Below are 18315 nucleotides of genomic sequence, written 5' to 3'. Positions count from 1 at the left end.
ACAGCCCGCTTAACCATGCGGTAACGCAGCGCGATGCCGCGACCCTAGAAATGGTGCGCGACGCCGTGGCGCACCGTCAGACCCTGCTGGCCTTTCAGCCGGTCATGCGGGCCAGCGATCCGACGTCCATCGCCTTTCACGAGGGGTTGATCCGCCTGCTGGATCCCACTGGCCGCGTGATCCCGGCCAAGGATTTCATGCCAACGATTGAGGATACGGAAACCGGGCGGCAGGTGGATGTTCTGGCCCTGCGCCTTGGCCTGAACGCGCTGCACCACCACCCCGGATTGCGGCTGTCGATCAATATGTCGGCCCGTTCCATCGGGTATCAGGAATGGACCCGCGTCTTGCGCCACTGGCTGGCCCGCGACGCGACCTTGGGCGAACGGCTGATTCTAGAGATTACCGAAAGCTCGGCCATGATGGTGCCGGAACTGGTGGCGAACTTTATGGATCAGTTACAGCCCTATGGCATTTGCTTTGCCATGGATGATTTCGGGGCGGGGCAAACGGCGATCCGCTATTTCAAGGATTTCTACTTCGACATCCTGAAACTCGACGGGCAGTTCATTCGGGGCATCGCGACGAACCCCGACAACCGCGCCCTGACCGCCGCGCTGATGTCGATCGCCACACATTTCGACATGCTCACCGTGGCCGAATGCGTGGAGAACGCGGCCGACGCAGCGGTCCTGGTCGAGATGGGTGTCGACTGTTTGCAGGGCTACCATTTTGCCGCCCCCACGACCCGGCCCGCCTGGCTTGGGTTCGACCGCATGCGCGCCACAGGCTGACCGGGTAAAGAGGGTAACGCCATGTCGGCAGCGTGGCGCTGCCTGCTCAGTTGCCGCATTGCAGCGCATCCGCTATCACTACCTTAGAGGGACGGGAGCGCCCACGCCCGACGATGGCGCGTGTCGGTGTGCCCCCGCCCAACAAGGTAGAGGAAAGTCACATCATGACCAATGTCGTCATCGCATCCGCCGCCCGTACCGCCGTGGGCAGTTTCGGCGGGGCGTTTGCCAATACACCCGCCCATGATCTGGGTGCCGCCGTTCTAAAAGAACTGGTGGCCCGCGCCGGGGTCGACCCGTCCGAAGTCTCTGAGACCATTTTGGGGCAGGTGCTGACCGCCGCTCAAGGCCAGAACCCTGCGCGTCAGGCACATATCAATGCGGGCCTGCCGAAAGAAAGCGCCGCTTGGGGCATCAACCAAGTCTGTGGCTCGGGCCTGCGCGCCGTGGCATTGGCGGCCCAGCACATCCAGCTGGGGGATGCGAACATCGTCACCGCTGGCGGTCAGGAGAATATGACCCTCAGCCCCCACGCGCAGAACCTGCGTGCGGGTCAGAAGATGGGCGATCTGCAGTTCATCGACACGATGATCCGCGACGGTCTGTGGGATGCGTTCAACGGCTACCACATGGGCCAAACTGCCGAAAACGTCGCCGAAAAATGGCAGATTTCCCGCGACCAGCAGGATGAATTCGCCGTCGCTTCGCAAAACAAGGCCGAGGCCGCGCAGAAAGCTGGCAAATTCGCGGATGAGATCGTCGCCTACACGATCAAAACCCGCAAAGGCGAGACTGTCGTTGATCAGGACGAATACATCCGCCATGGGGCCACCATGGAAGCCATGCAAAAGCTGCGCCCTGCCTTTACCAAAGACGGCTCGGTCACTGCGGCCAACGCCTCGGGCCTGAACGACGGTGCAGCCGGGGCCCTGCTGATGAGCGCGGATGACGCCGAAAAGCGCGGCATCACCCCATTGGCGCGCATCGCCTCCTATGCCACGGCAGGTCTCGACCCGTCGATCATGGGCGTCGGCCCCGTCTATGCTTCGCGCAAGGCGCTGGAGAAAGCCGGTTGGAAACCAGAAGACCTCGACCTTGTGGAAGCCAACGAAGCCTTCGCCGCGCAGGCCTGCGCCGTGAACAAGGAAATGGGCTGGGATCCGGAAATCGTGAACGTCAACGGCGGTGCAATCGCGATCGGCCACCCAATCGGCGCCTCCGGCGCGCGCGTGCTCAACACTCTGCTGTTCGAAATGCAGCGCCGCGGGGCCAAAAAAGGTTTGGCGACGCTGTGTATCGGCGGCGGTATGGGTGTTGCCATGTGTCTTGAGCGCCCCTAAAACTACAGTTGGCGCGCAATTTTGTTGCGCGCCAAAACATGCAATTGCAAGAACATTACCTTGAGGGAGGAGTTACATGTCACGCATCGCTTTGGTCACCGGGGGCAGCCGCGGCATTGGCGCGGCCATTTCCACCGCGCTGAAAGACAAAGGCTATACCGTCGCCGCCACCTATGCGGGCAATGACGAAGCCGCCGCAAAATTCACCGAAGAGACCGGCATCAAGACCTATAAATGGAACGTGGCAGATTACGACGCCTCCAAAGCCGGTATCGAACAGGTCGAGGCCGATCTTGGCCCCATCGAGGTGGTTGTCGCCAACGCAGGCATCACCCGCGATGCGCCTTTCCACAAGATGACCCCCGATCAGTGGAACGAGGTCATCGCCACCAACCTCACCGGGGTGTTCAACACGATCCACCCGGTCTGGCCCGGCATGCGCGAGCGGAAGTTCGGCCGTGTCGTCGTGATCTCTTCGATCAACGGCCAGAAAGGTCAGTTCGCCCAAGTGAACTATGCCGCGACCAAGGCGGGCGATTTGGGCATTGTGAAGTCATTGGCCCAAGAAGGCGCGCGCGCAGGCATCACCGCCAATGCGATCTGCCCCGGCTATATCGCGACTGATATGGTCATGGCCGTGCCCGAGAAGGTCCGCGAAAGCATCATCGCGCAGATCCCCGCGGGGCGTCTGGGGGAGCCTGAGGAAATCGCCCGCGCGGTGGCCTTCCTCGTCTCTGACGACGCGGGCTTCATCAATGGTTCGACCATCTCAGCCAATGGCGCGCAATTCGTCGTTTGATCGACGCCAGCATGGAATCGAAAAGGCCAGCCCCTCGACGGGCTGGCCTTTTTCATTGCGGCGGGAGGGGCCGTTCACCCATCACGCTCAGTATCGCTTCTGGCATCCCCCTGCCCTAGGCAAAGGCTGCCGCCCCGCCCCAGCGAAACGACAGCCCTCGAATGAAAATCTCAATTCACGGGGTGAGGTCAGCTCGACAGGCGGCTAATCTCCTCCTTCAGGCGCAGTTTTTCCTTCTTCATGGAAGCCACTTGTAAATCGTCCATACCGGGGGCGCGTTGCGCGGTTTCCACCGCCTCACTCATCGCCTGATGCTTGCGCTTCAGGGTGTCCAGATGTGCGTTCAAAGCCATACAATCCTCCATGATTGGTGTGTGGAATTTCAGTGGACCACAGCGCGACCCACAAGTCACGCAGCACCGCAGCATAGGGGTGAAGTTGGTAAAAAAACGCTTAAGAAGTAGGATAAGTCAGCGGCGCGCCGCGACGCAGGACCGCTTCGATTTCCGGCACATAGCTGTTGCCATCCGATTCATGCCGCGCGCCAAGGTGCATAGCGTAGCTGTGATAGAGCCGAAAAGCACCGCGGCCATTCTTGCGGGCACGCAAAAGAATCAACTCCGGCATCCGCCCCGCGCGCGAGGCCAGAGGCAGCACTTCGACCGATCCCATCTCATGCGGAAGGGCGGCCAGAATCTCGGGCAGCCGTTCTGCGCGGTGGATAAAATGTGCCTGCCCTTTGGGTTTCAGCCGTTTCGCTGCGATGCGGACCCATTGTCGCAGGGGCGTGGCTTCGCCCAAGGCGGCCTCCCGCCCCGGATCGCGGGACTGAACCGAGGCGGCCCGGTCGAAATAGGGCGGATTGGCCAGAACGTGGTCAAATTGTCGCTGCCGCAGATGCAGGGGCATGTCGGTCAGATCGGCCTCGACCACCTCCAGCGCCGCGCCGCCATTACGCCGCGCGAGTTCGGCATAGGCAGGTTGCAGCTCACACCCCGTCAGCGCCAGCCCCGGCACCCGCGCGCCCAGACAAAGCACCGCCGCACCGACCCCACAGCCCAATTCCAGCACGCTTTGCCCCGCCGTGGCCTCAATGCTCGCGGCCAGCAAAACAGGGTCCACCCCGGCGCGGTAGCCCCGCCCCCGGCGCGGCTGCCAGAGGTGCAGCTTGCCGCCCAGAAAGGCGTCACAGGTCAGGTCATCTTCGGCGAAACGGGTCACAGCCCCAGTGGAATCTCATTATCGCGCATCACCCGCAAAGCGGCGTCATGGTCATCGGGGTGCACCATCAAGCGGCGCGGGAAAATCCCGATGCCGCCTTCGAGCACGCTCATGTTTACGTCCATTTCAAAGCAGTCTATATCCTCCCCCTGAGAAGGGCGGTGGCAAAGGCGATGATGGTCATATCGGTGCTGCGCAAAAGTTCCTTCATATCAAAGATGTAGAGCCGGATCACCGGCATGTCGAGCGGGACGCGGGAAATGATGATGAAAAGTGATGCAACGGCCAAACCGCACGACCGCATGGCGGCCTATCTAAGCGATGATATGGCGGCGGTCAGCGCCCTGATCCGTGAGCGGATGGCGTCGAAGCACGCCCCCGCATTCCCGAAGTCACCGCCCATCTGGTCGAAGCTGGCGGCAAGCGCCTGCGCCCGATGCTGACACTGGCCGCAGCGCGGATGTGCGGCTACGGCGGCCCCTATCACGTCCATCTCGCGGCGACGGTGGAGTTCATCCACACCGCGACCCTGCTGCATGACGATGTAGTGGACGAAAGCGCGCAGCGCCGCGGGCGGCCCACGGCGAACCTTTTGTGGGACAATCAGTCCTCGGTGCTGGTGGGCGATTACCTTTTCGCGCGCAGCTTTCAGTTGATGACCGAACCGGGCTCAATGCCCGTCATGCGAATCCTGTCGAACGCCGCCGCGACAATTGCCGAGGGGGAGGTCTTGCAACTGACCGCCGCGCAGAACCTTGCCACGGATGAACAGGTCTACCTGCAAGTCGTGCGTGGCAAGACGGCGGCGCTGTTCTCGGCCGCGACCGAGGTGGGCGGCGTAATTGCCGACGCGCCAGAGGATCAGGTCAAAGCGCTTTACGACTATGGGGACGCGCTTGGCATCGCCTTCCAGATCGTTGACGATCTTTTGGATTATCAAGGCGATACAGGGGCCACGGGCAAAAACGTCGGCGACGATTTCCGCGAGCGCAAGCTGACCCTGCCAGTGATCAAGGCCGTTGCCAAAGCCGATGAGACCGAGCGCGCGTTTTGGGTGCGCACCATTGAAAAGGGCAAACAGGAAGAGGGCGATCTCGACCATGCGCTGATGCTCTTGGGCAAACACGATACGCTGACGGCAACACAGCGCGATGCGCGGGACTGGGCAGAAAAGGCCCAATCGGCCCTTGCCCCCTGCCCGACCATGAGTTGAAAGACATGTTGATCGATCTGGCCGACTACGTCGTCAGCCGGATCAGCTAAGCGGCCAAGATCGGCGCGGCGGCGACCCACCACTGGGGCGCGGCACTGCTGATGCGGTGGGCCGCGTTCTCGGCCTGCGACGCGGTGGCGTAGAGACCGAAACAGGTCGCGCCCGAGCCGGACATCCGCGCCAGCGCCGCATCGCTCAGCGCCTCCAGACAGGCCCCGATGATCGGCTCCCGCGCGATGGCGGGGGCGGCGAGGTCATTGCGCTGTTCGCCCAGAAAATCGATGAATTCAGTAAAGCCCGTGAAGGTCGGGATCACCTCCGGCATCGGCGGTTGGTTCTTATCGGTCAGGGCCGAAAAAACGGCAGGCGTCGGCACATCGACGCCGGGATTCACCAACACCATATGGCAGGGCGGCAGTGGCGAAAGCGGCGTGAGGATCTCCCCCACCCCCTGCATCCGCTGCGGGCCGCGTGTCAGGCAGACCGGCACATCCGCCCCGAGCCGCGCCGTGTCTGCGGGCAATGGGACGCCCCAATGCGCGGCAAGCAGGTCCAAAGCCGCCGCCGCATCGGCAGAGCCGCCGCCGATCCCTGCCGCCGCGGGCAGATGTTTCTCCAGATGCAGCGCCGCGCCTTGGCCTGCGCCGGCATCCAGCATCTCTGCCGCGCGCAGGATGAGGTTGCGGGCATCGGTCGGTACACCTTCGGCACGCGGGCCGCTGACCGCCAGGGTCAGATCACTCGCAGCCGCCACATGCAGCGCATCGCCCACGCCCGCCCGCACCACCAGCGAATCCAGCAGGTGATAGCCGTCAGCGCGCTGGCCGGTGCAATGCAGGGTCAGGTTCACCTTGGCCCAAGCCATCCGCGACGCCGCAGCGCCGGGACCAGCGGGTGCCCCATTGTTCGGAAGGCTCATTCGTCTGCAGCAACCTTCAGCGGGGCCGCGCCCTCTTCGGACAGCACGGCATCAAGCCCGACTTCCAGCTTGCGGCGCATCCGCTCAGGGTCGGCCTCGGAATCCGCATCCGTCAGGTCCACGAAAGACAGCGCCCGACGCCACTGGAACTCGGCCTCGCGCTGGCGGCCCACGGCCCAGTAGACATCGCCGAGGTGGTCGTTCACCACAGGGTCCACCGGCTCCAGCTCCACCGCGCGCTCCATCTGCTCGACCGCCTCTTCGTAGCGGTCCAAACGGTAGAACACCCACCCTAGCGAATCGACGATATAGCCACTGTCGGGGCTAGCCGCGACGGCGCGTTCGATCATGTCCAACGCCTCGTCCAGGTTGCGCTGTTGTTCAACCAGCGAGTAGCCGAGGTAGTTCAACACCTGCGGCTGCTCTGGGTTCAGCTCAAGTGCGGCGCGGAAATCGGATTCTGACCCTTCCCAATCGCCGCTGCGCTCTTTGGCAATGGCACGGGCGTAGAACAGCACCCAGCGGGCGCGGGCGGTTTCAGGCGTAAGCGCCAGCGCTTCGTCGTAGGACGCGATGGCCGCCTCATAGTCTTCCTCCGCGCGCAGCATGTCGCCCAGCGTGGAATGCACCACCGCCAGTTCCCCATGACTGCGGGCGAGTTGCTCCAGCACTTCGATGGCCTGCGCCGTCTTGCCCGAGCGCCGCAGCGCATCGGCGCGGCCCAATTCCGCAGCGTGATAGGCGGGGCTGTCGGCAGGCAGAGATTTGTACTCGGCAATCGCCAGATCATGCTCGCCGAGGTTTTCCAAAAGGCTGGCCGTCAGCAAAAGCGCATCGACATGATCGGGGCGCAGATAGCGCGCGATGCGCGAGTAGAGCAGCACATAGTAGTCCCCCGCCGCCTCGTTGCGCAGCACGGCGGCAAAGGTGAAAAACACCTCGGCCATACCCGCTTGGGCGTCGGGCATATGGCTGAAGGGGGCCGGTGCCTCTTGCTGCAGGGCCTCGATCAACCGCGCGATTTCGGGATCGGTATCTGCGCCAAAGCCGTCCGAGAGCACGGCCAGTGCATCGTCGCTGCGCCCCAGTTGGCCAAGGATCTCGGCATGGGCCATGACCCCGCGCCGGGTCTGGCCCGCAGCGCCCGCCGCACCACTGTCAAAGATCGCCTCTGCCCCTTCGAAGTCACCCACACTCGCCAGCGCGAGGGCCTTGTGATACATCACAAAGCCCTGCATCCCGGCCTCTTCGCTGAGGCCGTCAAATGCAGCCATGGCGGCGGTGACATCGCCTGCGCCCATATGCGCCCAAGCCTGCACCAACCCGCCGACCCAAGGGCCGATGGAAGATGTGTCCCGCTCTAACAGGGCCTTGTAATCACCCTCTTTCGCCATCGCGGCCACGAGGGTCATCTCGGCAACTTGGCTCTTGGTGCCGAGGGTGATCATGTTGCGCGCCAGCGGCAGCGCCTTATCCACCCGCCCAAGCGAGAGATAGGACAGCACCGCGCTTTCCATCAGTTCGATGTTCTTGGGATCACGGGCCAGCGCCTCGGTGTAGTAGCGCGCGGCTTCGGGGTAATCGCTGTTCACGGCGGCATGCCGCCCCGCCAGATAGGGGCCCGCGATCGACTGCGCCATCAGTGGCGCAGAAAGGCCGATGCAAAGCGCCGCAACGCTGGTGAAACCTAGGACATTCCGAAACATGCAAACCGCCTCATATCGCTTTGCGCTCAGGCTATCATCTCTGTGCCCGGGCGCAATGGCGGGGCCGCGATGAGGCATGCAGCCGACAGGATTTCGCCGATTCAGTCAAAGAAAGGACCGACACGCCCTCGCATGCCGGTCCTTTGATTGTGCCTGTTGGCGACCCGTTTACATGTTTGGATAGTTTGGCCCGTCGCCGCCCTGCGGGGTGGTCCAGACGATATTCTGCGTCGGGTCCTTGATGTCGCAGGTCTTGCAATGGACGCAGTTCTGGAAGTTGATCTGGAACCGCGTCTCGCCGGTTTTCTCATCCTCGACGAACTCATAGACCCCCGCCGGACAATAGCGGGCCGAGGGGCCGGCGTATTTCGGCAGGTTCACCTCGACCGGAATGCTCGGGTCTTTCAGCTTGAGGTGCGCAGGCTGGCTTTCCTCGTGATTGGTGAACGAGAAGGCCACGTTGGTCAGACGGTCAAAGCTGAGCTTCCCGTCGGGCTTGGGGTAGTCGATCTTCTTGTGCTTATCCGCAGGCTCGGTCGCCTCGGCGTCCGATTTGCCATGGCTCAGCGTGCCCAAAAGCGAGAAGCCGAGCGTGTTGGTCCACATGTCAAAGCCACCAAGCGCCAGCGAAGCGGTGAGCCCGTATTTCGACCACAGCGGTTTGACGTTGCGCACTTTCTTGAGGTCTTCGGCAATCGGGCCTTCGCGCACATCCGTCTCATATTCGGTCAGCTCATCACCGCCCCGCCCTGCTTGGATCGCGGCATAGGCGGCCTCAGCCGCTGCCTTGCCCGAGAGCATGGCGTTGTGGTTGCCCTTGATGCGCGGCACGTTGACCATGCCGACCGAGCAGCCCAGCATCGCCACGCCGGGGGCCACCATCTTGGGCATCGACTGATAGCCGCCTTCGGTGATTGCCCGCGCGCCGTAGGCCACACGTTTACCCCCTCGAGCAACTCGGCCACCATCGGGTGATGCTTGAACCGCTGGAATTCCATGTAAGGGAAGACATGCGGGTTTTTGTAGCCAAGGTGAACGACGAAGCCGACGTAAACCTGATTTTTCTCAAGGTGATAGATGAAAGACCCGCCGCCCGCGTTGCTGTTCAGCGGCCAGCCCATCGTGTGGGTGACGGTGCCTTCTTTGTGCTTGGCGGGGTCGATCTCCCAGATTTCTTTCATGCCAAGACCGTATTTCTGCGGCTCTTTGCCCTCATCCAGCCCGTATTTCGCGATCACCTGTTTGCTCAGGCTGCCGCGCACACCTTCGGAGAGGAAGACATATTTGCCGTGCAACTCCATGCCCGGCTCATAGCTTGGGCCGGGGGTGCCATCGGCCTGACGGCCCATCTCACCGGCGACAACGCCTTTGACTTCGCCATTCTCGCCGAACACAAGTTCAGAGCAGGCCATGCCGGGGAAGACTTCGACGCCCAGTTCCTCGGCCTGTTCGGCCATCCAACGGCAGACATTGCCCATGGAGACGATGTAGTTGCCGTGGTTTTTCATCAGCGGGGGCATGGGGAATTCGGGGATACGCAGCTTGCCCGCCTCACCCAGCAGGTAAAAGTTGTCTTCTTTCACCGGCACATTGATCGGCGCGCCTTTTTCTTTCCAATCGGGGATCAGCGCGTCCAGCCCGCAGGGGTCAAGCACCGCGCCCGAGAGGATATGCGCGCCCACTTCCGAGCCCTTCTCCAGCACCACGACATTGCAATCGGCGTCCAACTGCTTGAGCCGGATCGCAGCCGACAGGCCAGCAGGCCCGGCGCCGACGATCACAACGTCATATTCCATCGCTTCGCGTTCAATCTCGGCCATTTTGGTGCTCCCTCACGGCAAATTCGGTTTGGATTTGGCTAAACCACCGCCGCGCGCAATGCAATCGCGACCCTGCGTTTATTGCGCAAAACATGGCCTCAGCGACATAACATGACGCGCGACCTGTCAGGCCGCCGGTTCGTCCCCCATCAGATAGCGCGGTCCGGGGCCTTTTTCACCTGCTTGGTCGATAGGATTGTAAAGCGCGCAGGCTTCGAGACTCAGACAGCCGCAGCCGATGCAGCCGTCAAGATTGTCACGCAGCTTGTTTAGGGTGGCGATGCGCACGTCGAGGGCGGCGCGAAACCCTTCGGAAATGCGGGTCCAATCGGCCTTGGTGGGCGTCCGCCCGCCCGGCAAGCGGTCCAACTCAGCCTTGATCTGTGGCAGGGTGAAACCGAATTGCTGGGCGATCATGACGAAACTCAGCCGCCGCAGATCGGCCCGATCAAACCGCCGCTGCCCGCCCGCATTGCGCCACGGCGCGATCAACCCCTGCGCCTCATAGTAGCGAATGGCCGAAACGGCGAGCCCGGTGCGCTTGGCCAAAGCCCCGATCGACAGCCCCTCATTCACCGCCATTTCGCCCTCACAAATCTCTTGACCTAAAGTTAGGTTTAACAATTACGCTCAGATGGCACAAGCGATCACAAAAAGGATAAACGCCATGCCCGCGCAACTTGAACATGCCAATTTCACCGTCTCTGACCCCGCCGCCACCGCCAATTGGATGCGCGAGGTCTTTGGCTGGCACCTGAGATGGGAGGGCGACGCCATGGCCGGGGGCCACACCAAACATGTCGGCACCGAGGCGCATTACGTCGCGCTCTACAATCCCGGCAATGCGGGCACTCTTACGAACACCAGCTACGAAACTATCGGTGCGCTCAACCACATCGCGGTCGTGGTGGATGACCTCGACGCCACCGAAAAAACCGTGCTGGCGCAGGGTTTCACCACCGGAAACCACGCCGACTATGAGCCCGGACGGCGGTTTTATTTCCACGATGCGGACGGGATCGAATATGAGGTCGTGCAATACGATTGACGGCAGTCAACCGCCGACCCTGAGGCCGTTAGGCACTTGCAATTGGCGGGCAGTTTGGGTCAGGTATCTGCCAAGTTGACACGCAATTGGCCGCCCCCGGCGAAAACCCGGGTGCGGCCCTCATTATGTAGGCACACCGCCATGGAAAAGATCCCGATGACCCGCGATGGTCACACCGCGCTCGAAGTCGAACTCAAGCAGCTCAAGTCGGTTGAACGGCCCGCTATCATCAAGGCCATCGCCGAAGCGCGCGAACATGGTGACCTGTCGGAAAATGCCGAGTATCATTCCGCCAAAGAAAAGCAGTCTTTCATCGAAGGCCGCATCAAAGAGCTTGAGGGCGTGATCTCGCTCGCCGATGTGATTGATCCCAAGAAATTGTCGGGGTCGATCAAGTTTGGGGCCACGGTGACGCTGGTGGACGAAGACACCGACGAAGAGAAGACCTATCAAATCGTTGGCGAATATGAGGCCAATATCGAAAAGGGCTTGCTGAACATCAAGTCGCCCATCGCACGTGCGTTGATCGGTAAGGACGAAGGCGATTCCGTCGAGGTTCGCACCCCCGGAGGGCAAAAGTCCTATGAGGTTCTCAAGATCGTCTACGCTTGAACGGGAAGGCTGACATGGCAGAGCCCGACGCTTCGACACCCCAAGATCAAGCCCCCGCGCCCCGCGCGGCGGGAACGGCGCCGCGCGGCCTACGTCGATGGGCGTATACGACCGCCCAAAACCCAACAGCATCACCGAGATAGAGATCATCGCGAGCGCGCTTTCAGCGCTTTGGCTGCTTGGCACGGCGATCTATTTCACCTTCATTGCCGCAGAGGTGCCGGAAGGGGCCAATGACGGGGGCTGCGCGGGCTGCTGATCCTGTTGGTGGTGATCTTGCCGGTCGCGATGATCTGGGTCGGGGCCACCGCCGCCCGTGCCGGGCGGGTCATGCGCGAGGAAATCCAACGCCTACAAGCCGCGATTGATGCCATCCGGTATTCCTATATCTCGCAACAGCAGGGCAACAAACCTGCGGGCGACAGCAACATCGCGCGCAAGCTCGATGAACTCGCCGCCAGCGCCCGCAAGACCGAGATCGCGTTGGCCGGGCTTCAGGGCCGCGACGAGACTGCGCGCCCCGTCACCCCAGCCCCCGCGCCAACACCGCCCGCCGCCGAAGACCAGCCGACGCTGGCGCTTGGCACGCAAGCGGGCGACAAGACACAGCCGCTCTCTGCCGAGGATTTCACCCGCGCGCTTAACTTCCCCGAAACGGCGGAAGACCAAGCCGGGTTCGACGCGCTGCGCCGTGCGTTGAAAGACCGCTCCGCCTCGCAACTGGTGCAGGCCGCGCAGGACGTGCTGACCCTGCTCAGCCAAGACGGCATCTATATGGACGACCTGCGCCCCGACCGCGCGCGGCCCGAGGTCTGGCGACAATTCGCCAGCGGAGCGCGGGGCCGTACAATCGCGCCTTTGGGTGGCATCCGCGACCGCTCTTCACTGGCACTGGCCAATGCGCGTATGCGGCAAGACCCGATCTTTCGCGATGCCGCGCATCACTTCCTGCGCCGGTTTGACCGGACCTTTGCCGAGTTCGAGAAACAGGCAACGGATGAGGAAATCTCATCGCTGGCTGACACCCGCACTGCCCGCGCCTTTATGCTGCTGGGCCGCTGTGCGGGCACCTTCGACTGACGCGCGACCTTAGCTGGTAAAACTGCCGTAAGGAATGAAACGGACGAGATCGCCGGGCGCAATGTCGCGCGCGGTCTCGTCCAACTCGACCAGCCCTTCGGCCCAGCTTAGCCCGCTGATACGCCCCGATCCTTCGGAGGCGAAAACCTCGGCCCGGCCATCGCGCATCCGGGCGCGCAGGTATTCACGCCGCCCGGCCTTTTTACGTTTCTCAAACGCGGCAGGCACATCAAAGCCCTGCGGTTCCTGCCAGCCGCCCCCGGCAAGCAGCGTCATGGCGGGCCGCGCGAAAATCAACGAACAGACCATCGCCGCCACCGGATTGCCTGGCAGCCCGAACACCGGCACGCCTTGCCACAGGCCAAGCGCCAAAGGCCGCCCCGGCTTCACCGCGATCCGCCAAAGCTGCATCGCTCCCGCCTCGGTCAACAGGGCCGAGACGTGGTCTTCGTCCCCCGCCGAAGCGCCGCCGCTGGTCAGGATCACATCCACCTGCCCCGCCGACGCGTCAAGCCGATTGCGCAGGGTGGCACGGTCGTCGGCCACGCGGCCCAGATCGACGGTCTCGTGCCCAAAGTCCGTCGCGAGTTGCAGCAACATGGGGCGGTTGGCGTCGTAAATCTGCCCGTCGCGTGCTGCCTCCCCCATCTCGACCAATTCGTCGCCGGTTGAGATCACGCCGACCTTCAATCGCTTGCGTAGGCGCACCTCTGCCACACCTGCTGCCGCCATCAATGCCAGTTCCGCCGGACCAACGCGCGTGCCTGCGGCGAGGATCACATCGCCGGCTTGTACATCCTCTCCGGCTTTGCGGGTGTTCGCCCCCTGTTTCACCGGCCCGTGAAACCGCAACATGCCGCCCTCGGCGGTCACGTCTTCTTGCAGGATCACGGTATCTACGCCCTCAGGCAGCGCCGCGCCGGTCAGCACGCGGATCGCTTGGCCCGCAGGCACTGCGCCGGGGCGATCCCCTGCCGCTGCACGGCCCGGCACCAGCGGAAGCTCATGCAACCCTTCGCCGCGCCCACCGGCAAAACCGTAGCCATCGACCGCCGTGTTCGGCAGCGGCGGGTTCGCGCGGAGGGCTGTGACATCTTCGGCCACGATACGCCCCCCGGCATCGGCGGCGGGAAAGGTTTCCGCCCCCGTCACAGGGTGGAGGCGCTCTTTCAACAGCGCCAGCGCATCATCCACCGGGGTCCAATGCACGCCGGGTGGGAGGGCAAAGCAATCGTTGCGCAGGGGCGGGGGTGCGGTGGTGGCAGGTGCCGTTGGGGCGGCGATCAGCCCCACTTCGCGCAGGATGAAATCGGCAATCGCACGGGTGTCGTTCAGGTCAAAAACAGGCCGGTCCATCTCAAGCGCCACGTCGCTGGCCAACGCCCGCACCGTCGGGTCATCCGGCGCGATCAGCGCGTTTCCGGTCTCGGCCCGGTGCGCTTCGACCTTGGGATGGCCATCGCGTTTGTAGCCTTCGATCAGCACCAGATCGACAGGCGAAAGCCGCGCCAGATGCGCGTCGAGCGGTGGCTCTTCGGCCCCGCGCAACTCATGCATCAAGGCAAAGCGCGCGCCGGAGGCCAGCAGCACCTCGCGCGCGCCCGCGACGCGGTGGCGGTGGCTGTCCTTGCCGGGGTGGTCCACGTCGAAAGTGTGATGCGCATGTTTGACGGTCGAGACGGTGAAGCCGCGCCCGGTGATCTCGGCCACCAACCGCTCCATCAATCCGGTCTTGCCCGCGTTCTTCCAACCGACGACACCGTAAACCCTCATGCCATCGCCTCTGCTTTCGCCAAATCCTCGGGCGTGTTCACGTTGAAGAAAGCGGCCTCATCGGGGAACAGCGCCTCGCGCCCATCGTGCTGATCGGTCCAGAGCACCACCTTGCGCAGCCCGCCCGCCAAAGCGCTGCGCAGATCGTCGCGCAGCGCCACGGGCCAGAGGCCAAAGGTCGGATGCCGCGCCGTGCCGCGTTTCACGTCCGGCGTCGCGGCCAAGGCGAGCGGATGGGCCATATCATCAGCGGCGAGTAGCAGACGGGGAACCAGATCACAGGGGAAGAAAGGCGTATCGGCAGCGGCGGTCACAATCGTATCGGCCCCCTGTTCGGCGGCCCAGTCGAGCCCGGCCAGCACGCCCGCAAGCGGCCCGGCGAAACCCTCGATACTATCCGCCAGCACCGGCAGGCCCAGATCCGCAAAGCGCGCCGCATCGCCATTGGCATTGAGCGCAAGTCCCGCGACCTGCGGCTCCAGCCGGTCGATCACCGAGGATAGCAGCGTGCCCTGCCCCAGCGGCAGCAAGCCCTTATCACCGCCGCCCATACGGGTCGCCTGCCCGCCCGCCAAAATGACGCCAAGTGGTTGTTTCATGGTCAATCCTTCGCGCCCTTGCGCCCGCTTTTGCGCGGCTCCTCGGCCACGGTGGTCGGATCCGCGTCGCGGATCAACCGCCCCTCGCCCGCCAGACAGGTAAATCGCTGCCCGCGCATCCGCCCGATCAGCGTAAGATTCACCTGCTGCGCAATCTCCACCCCCAAGCGGTAAAGCCCGAGCGGGACGCCAGCACCGGAATGCCCATCATCGCCGTCTTGATCACCATCTCAGAGGTCAGCCGCCCGGTGGTATAGAGCACTTTATCCTCGGCCCCGACCCCTTCGGAGAGCATCCAACCCGCGATCTTGTCGACCGCGTTGTGACGGCCCACATCCTCCATATAGACCAGCGGTCGGTCGCCTTGGCACAGCACGGTGCCGTGGATCGCCCCGGCCTCAAGATAAAGGCTCGGCGTCCGGTTGATCTTGGCCGCCAGCGCGTAAAGGTCCGAGGTGCGCACCGGCGTGTCGGGCAAGCGCACATCGGCCAGCCCCTCCATCATATCACCAAAGACCGTGCCCACGGCGCAACCGCTGGTGCGGGTCTTGCGCTGCATCTTGTCTTCGTAATCGGTGGCGCGTTTGGTGCGCACGACGACGGTCTCAAGCTCTTCGTCATAGTCGACGCCGGTGATCTCTTCGTCCGGGCGCAGCATCCCCTGATTGCGCAGAAAGCCGAGCGCCAGATAGGCCGGGTAATCGCCAATGGTCATGGCGGTCACGATCTCTTGTCGGTTGAGGAATATCGTCAGGGGGCGTTCTTCGACCACATTGATCGCCACCTCCGCGCCGGTGTGATCCACGCCAGAGACATTCCGCGTCAGTCGAACAGCAGTGGGATCGGGGGCGATCAGATAATTGCTAAGTTCATTGTCGCGGGCCAATTGTATCCCCTTCCGGTTAGGTCTAAGCCTTTGACATTATATTTAAGAGTTCGTCATGGCCATCACCACCACCAAATCCGCCTATCGCAAAGGTATCGTTGACGCATTGCCTTTCGTGCTGGTGATCATCCCCTTCGCCTCTCTCTTTGGTCTATTGGCGACAGAGGCCGGGTTGAACGTATTCGAGACGCTGACATTCTCGATCGTGGTGATCGCCGGGGCCGCGCAGTTCACGGCGCTGCAACTGTTGCAAGAAGACGTACCCACGGCCATCGTGCTGGCCTCGGCGCTGGCGGTGAACCTGCGTATGGCCATGTATTCGGCCTCTCTCACCCCGTGGATCGGCGGCGCGCCGCTGTGGCAGCGGGCGCTGGCGGCCTATATGACGGTCGATCAATCCTATGTGGCGGCGATGACCCAATATGAGCGGGAACCGCAGATGACGGTGCCGCAGCGGATGGCCTATTTCTTTGGAACCGTGACGCCGGTGGTGCCGCTTTGGTATATCTTCACGCTGATTGGCGCGATGGTTGGCTCCAGCGTGCCGGACAGTTGGGCGCTGGACTTTGCCATTCCGATCACCTTTCTGGCCATGATCGCGCCGATGTTTCGCACACTGGCCCATGTGGCGGCGGCGCTTGTTGCGGTGATCGTGAGCCTCATCGCTGTCGATGTGCCCTATGCGCTTGGGCTGATCATCGCGGGGCTCGCGGGCATGATCACCGGCGCGCAGGTCGAGGCGTGGATGGAACGGCGCAAACCGGGGAGCACGGCATGATGATCGACAGAACCTCACTTTGGATCGTGATCATCGGTCTTGGGCTGGGCAGCTTTTTCCTGCGCTTTGTCTTTACCGGATTGGTCGGCAACAAGCAGATGCCCGCGTGGCTGTTGCGGCATCTGCGTTATACCGCCGTGGCGATTCTGCCCGCGCTGGTGGCACCGCAGGTGCTTTGGCCCTCGGGCACGGACGGGCAGTTCGACCTGCCGCGTGTGACTGCGGCGGTGGTCACGCTGGGCGTGGGACTGGCGAGCAAGAACGTGCTCGCCGCGATCCTGTCAGGGGCCGCGGCGCTCTATGGGATGCTCTATCTGGTGGGGTAAGCGCGGGCGCTACTGGCGGGCCAGTTGCGCTGCACGCAGGGCGTCGATCACATCGCCCTCATCATCTTCGTAATATTTCGTTGTGGTGACACCCGGCAGAGTCTCAAACCGCTCTTGCAGCTTGACGGGGTAGAACGTCGACCCAACGCTTTGGAAGCCGGGGATTTGGCTGAGAATGCCGCTGGTGGCATTGGCGCAAAATGCACCGGGCACCGCCCCGTTGGAGGTCACCAACCGAAGCGCCCGTTCGGCCACTTCGGGGCTGACGGGAATTTCCTGACTGACCACATGAAAGGTGCTGCGGGCATGGGCGGATTTATAGGCCTGCAGCCACGCGGGCGTCACCCCGTAGAGCACATCGCCCCGCTCGGCCATCCGCGCGTCCCGGAACGATCCGGCGGGGTCAAAGATCACCCGCTGCGAGCCGTTTACCATCAGGGCAGTATGTCCGCCGCTGCCGGTACGGTTGTTCACCATGGTCATCAAAGTGAGGGAGGGCGGCTCGGGCGAGCGATAGGCCGCACGCGCCACGACATCGGGCGGGCTATCGGGGCTTTGATCCACCGAACAGCCAGCCAGAACGCCTACCAGCGCAATCGTCGTCAAGAGAGTTTTCAAAGGGTTACCCTCTCACGCAGGGATAGGGCGTGATCAACCGGCAAAGATCGCCAGCAGAACCAGGATCGCCAGGATGACAACGGCGCTGCGCGTCACGAAGGTCATGAACCCGTCAAAGGTCTTTTGCTGTGGTTCGTAATTCATGCTGCCGTGTTCGTGTTCAGCCATTTTCGTCTCCCTAAGACAATCTGTTGGCGCTGATTAACCTATTCGTAACACCCTGTCACGGGGGGATGATAATCAGAAAACCATACTAGCGTTACGCGAAATTACGCGCTAGAGGGGAATCTTACACTTGCGCGCACGCGAAAGAGTCGTGCAGGTCAGGTCTCTTCCAGATCGGCGACCAAACGAAAGCCGATCCTTTGCGGTGCGGCATCGGGCACTTTCTTTGGCAGGGCCCGCAACATCACGTTTAACTGCCCCACATGCTGCACCAATTGCGCCCGCGCCCCTGCCGGATCGACGCCGTAAAAAGTGATGATGTCGGGGTCGAAATACCCCATGCCTTCGATCCGCAGCACCCCGGCGTCGCCCCCGGCAAAGCCAATCGCCGCCTCATGGTCATTGTCGAGCTTTTCTTCAAAATTCTTGAGATAAAGCACGACCCGCTCATAGGCCCATTGCGCTGGCGACTTCTGTTTCACCGGCTTGTCGGTTACCGATTTGGGCAGCGGCTGGTCGCCTGACTTGGGCTGATCCGCGCCTGTATGCACCTCATGCATACGCGGCAGTGCGGCCTCCTCATAGGCTTCGGCCGCCGTTTTCACCTGATCGCCCATC

At 62.8% G+C, this 18315-nt stretch carries 17 protein-coding genes and 5 pseudogenes; 9 read left to right on the top strand and 13 right to left on the bottom strand.

Annotation, left to right across the window (positions count from 1 at the left end; genetic code table 11):
• The first annotated feature begins 50 nt into the window (after positions 1-50).
• From ACFQAU_RS10740 to phbB, 3 genes are all read left to right on the top strand, one after another.
• Complete coding sequence (locus ACFQAU_RS10740; RefSeq protein ID WP_386282169.1) at positions 51-794, top strand: EAL domain-containing protein; 744 nt, start codon at positions 51-53, stop codon at positions 792-794.
• A 164-nt stretch (positions 795-958) separates the two neighbouring features.
• Entirely contained in the window at positions 959-2134 is a 1176-nt protein-coding gene (locus ACFQAU_RS10735) for an acetyl-CoA C-acetyltransferase (RefSeq protein ID WP_132444267.1), read from the top strand.
• A gap of 76 nt (positions 2135-2210) precedes the next feature.
• A complete protein-coding gene (gene phbB / locus ACFQAU_RS10730; RefSeq protein WP_067629533.1) occupies positions 2211-2933 on the top strand; it encodes an acetoacetyl-CoA reductase in 723 nt (240 codons plus the stop codon).
• A gap of 188 nt (positions 2934-3121) precedes the next feature.
• Here phbB and ACFQAU_RS10725 read toward each other — a convergent pair whose 3' ends face one another.
• The 3 genes and pseudogenes from ACFQAU_RS10725 to ACFQAU_RS10715 all read right to left on the bottom strand — a co-directional run bounded on the left by ACFQAU_RS10725 (position 3122) and on the right by ACFQAU_RS10715 (position 4365).
• Entirely contained in the window at positions 3122-3286 is a 165-nt protein-coding gene (locus tag ACFQAU_RS10725; RefSeq protein ID WP_082849498.1) for a YdcH family protein, read from the bottom strand.
• Positions 3287-3386: 100 nt separating this feature from the next.
• Positions 3387-4154, bottom strand: coding sequence for a tRNA1(Val) (adenine(37)-N6)-methyltransferase (locus ACFQAU_RS10720; RefSeq protein ID WP_132444266.1), 768 nt, complete (start codon positions 4152-4154; stop codon positions 3387-3389).
• A pseudogene (locus tag ACFQAU_RS10715) lies at positions 4151-4365 on the bottom strand (putative signal transducing protein). Before ACFQAU_RS10715 ends, ACFQAU_RS10720 begins: the two are co-directional and overlap by 4 nt.
• 55 nt (positions 4366-4420) lie before the next feature.
• Between ACFQAU_RS10715 and ACFQAU_RS10710 the strand changes: the two are divergent.
• A pseudogene (locus ACFQAU_RS10710) lies at positions 4421-5417 on the top strand (polyprenyl synthetase family protein).
• Here ACFQAU_RS10710 and ACFQAU_RS10705 read toward each other — a convergent pair.
• From ACFQAU_RS10705 to soxR, 4 genes and pseudogenes are all read right to left on the bottom strand, one after another.
• On the bottom strand, positions 5414-6286 hold the full coding sequence (locus ACFQAU_RS10705) for a 4-(cytidine 5'-diphospho)-2-C-methyl-D-erythritol kinase (protein WP_132444264.1): 873 nt from the start codon (positions 6284-6286) through the stop codon (positions 5414-5416). The pseudogene ACFQAU_RS10710 and the gene ACFQAU_RS10705 sit on opposite strands and share 4 nt — an antisense overlap.
• A complete protein-coding gene (locus tag ACFQAU_RS10700; protein ID WP_120351745.1) occupies positions 6283-7992 on the bottom strand; it encodes a tetratricopeptide repeat protein in 1710 nt (569 codons plus the stop codon). Before ACFQAU_RS10700 ends, ACFQAU_RS10705 begins: the two co-directional genes overlap by 4 nt.
• A gap of 168 nt (positions 7993-8160) precedes the next feature.
• Positions 8161-9812: pseudogene (locus ACFQAU_RS10695) on the bottom strand (electron transfer flavoprotein-ubiquinone oxidoreductase).
• A 126-nt stretch (positions 9813-9938) separates the two neighbouring features.
• Positions 9939-10394, bottom strand: coding sequence for a redox-sensitive transcriptional activator SoxR (soxR, locus tag ACFQAU_RS10690; protein WP_132444262.1), 456 nt, complete (start codon positions 10392-10394; stop codon positions 9939-9941).
• An 85-nt stretch (positions 10395-10479) separates the two neighbouring features.
• On the opposite strand from soxR, the gene ACFQAU_RS10685 reads away from it, so the two are divergent.
• The 3 genes and pseudogenes from ACFQAU_RS10685 (at position 10480) to ACFQAU_RS10675 (ending at position 12552) form a co-directional block, all read left to right on the top strand.
• On the top strand, positions 10480-10860 hold the full coding sequence (locus ACFQAU_RS10685; protein WP_132444261.1) for a VOC family protein: 381 nt from the start codon (positions 10480-10482) through the stop codon (positions 10858-10860).
• A 141-nt stretch (positions 10861-11001) separates the two neighbouring features.
• A complete protein-coding gene (greA, locus tag ACFQAU_RS10680; protein WP_067624274.1) occupies positions 11002-11472 on the top strand; it encodes a transcription elongation factor GreA in 471 nt (156 codons plus the stop codon).
• Positions 11473-11569: 97 nt separating this feature from the next.
• Positions 11570-12552, top strand: a pseudogene (locus ACFQAU_RS10675) (hypothetical protein).
• 9 nt (positions 12553-12561) lie between these two features.
• Here the strand turns inward: ACFQAU_RS10675 and ACFQAU_RS10670 are convergent.
• The 3 genes and pseudogenes from ACFQAU_RS10670 to ACFQAU_RS10660 all read right to left on the bottom strand — a co-directional run bounded on the left by ACFQAU_RS10670 (position 12562) and on the right by ACFQAU_RS10660 (position 15810).
• A complete protein-coding gene (locus tag ACFQAU_RS10670; RefSeq protein WP_132444260.1) occupies positions 12562-14325 on the bottom strand; it encodes a bifunctional molybdopterin-guanine dinucleotide biosynthesis adaptor protein MobB/molybdopterin molybdotransferase MoeA in 1764 nt (587 codons plus the stop codon).
• On the bottom strand, positions 14322-14924 hold the full coding sequence (gene mobA / locus ACFQAU_RS10665; RefSeq protein WP_132444259.1) for a molybdenum cofactor guanylyltransferase MobA: 603 nt from the start codon (positions 14922-14924) through the stop codon (positions 14322-14324). Before mobA ends, ACFQAU_RS10670 begins: the two co-directional genes overlap by 4 nt.
• Before the next feature lie 2 nt (positions 14925-14926).
• Positions 14927-15810, bottom strand: a pseudogene (locus ACFQAU_RS10660) (formate dehydrogenase accessory sulfurtransferase FdhD).
• 55 nt (positions 15811-15865) lie between these two features.
• Between ACFQAU_RS10660 and ACFQAU_RS10655 the strand changes: the two are divergent.
• Positions 15866-16588, top strand: coding sequence for an AzlC family ABC transporter permease (locus ACFQAU_RS10655; RefSeq protein WP_132444257.1), 723 nt, complete (start codon positions 15866-15868; stop codon positions 16586-16588).
• Positions 16588-16914: an AzlD domain-containing protein gene (locus ACFQAU_RS10650; protein ID WP_067625053.1), complete on the top strand. Its 327-nt coding sequence runs from the start codon at positions 16588-16590 to the stop codon at positions 16912-16914. Before ACFQAU_RS10655 ends, ACFQAU_RS10650 begins: the two co-directional genes overlap by 1 nt.
• Positions 16915-16923: 9 nt before the next feature.
• Here the strand turns inward: ACFQAU_RS10650 and ACFQAU_RS10645 are convergent, their stop codons facing one another.
• The 3 genes from ACFQAU_RS10645 to ACFQAU_RS10635 all read right to left on the bottom strand — a co-directional run bounded on the left by ACFQAU_RS10645 (position 16924) and on the right by ACFQAU_RS10635 (position 18314).
• Positions 16924-17532 carry a hypothetical protein gene (locus tag ACFQAU_RS10645; RefSeq protein WP_120351752.1) on the bottom strand — a complete coding sequence of 203 codons (609 nt, stop codon included), beginning with the start codon at positions 17530-17532 and terminating at the stop codon, positions 16924-16926.
• Positions 17533-17565: 33 nt separating this feature from the next.
• Positions 17566-17700 (bottom strand): aa3-type cytochrome c oxidase subunit IV, encoded by a 135-nt coding sequence (locus tag ACFQAU_RS10640; protein WP_067625061.1) that lies wholly within the window; start codon positions 17698-17700, stop codon positions 17566-17568.
• 155 nt (positions 17701-17855) lie between these two features.
• Entirely contained in the window at positions 17856-18314 is a 459-nt protein-coding gene (locus tag ACFQAU_RS10635; RefSeq protein ID WP_132444256.1) for a DUF6173 family protein, read from the bottom strand.
• Between the last annotated feature and the right edge of the window lies 1 nt (position 18315).

Origin of the sequence: Sulfitobacter profundi, from assembly GCF_042661425.1 — a bacterium.
In the GTDB taxonomy this organism is placed as follows: Bacteria; Pseudomonadota; Alphaproteobacteria; order Rhodobacterales; family Rhodobacteraceae; genus Sulfitobacter; species Sulfitobacter profundi.
This window is presented reverse-complemented; position numbering and strand designations above follow the sequence as displayed.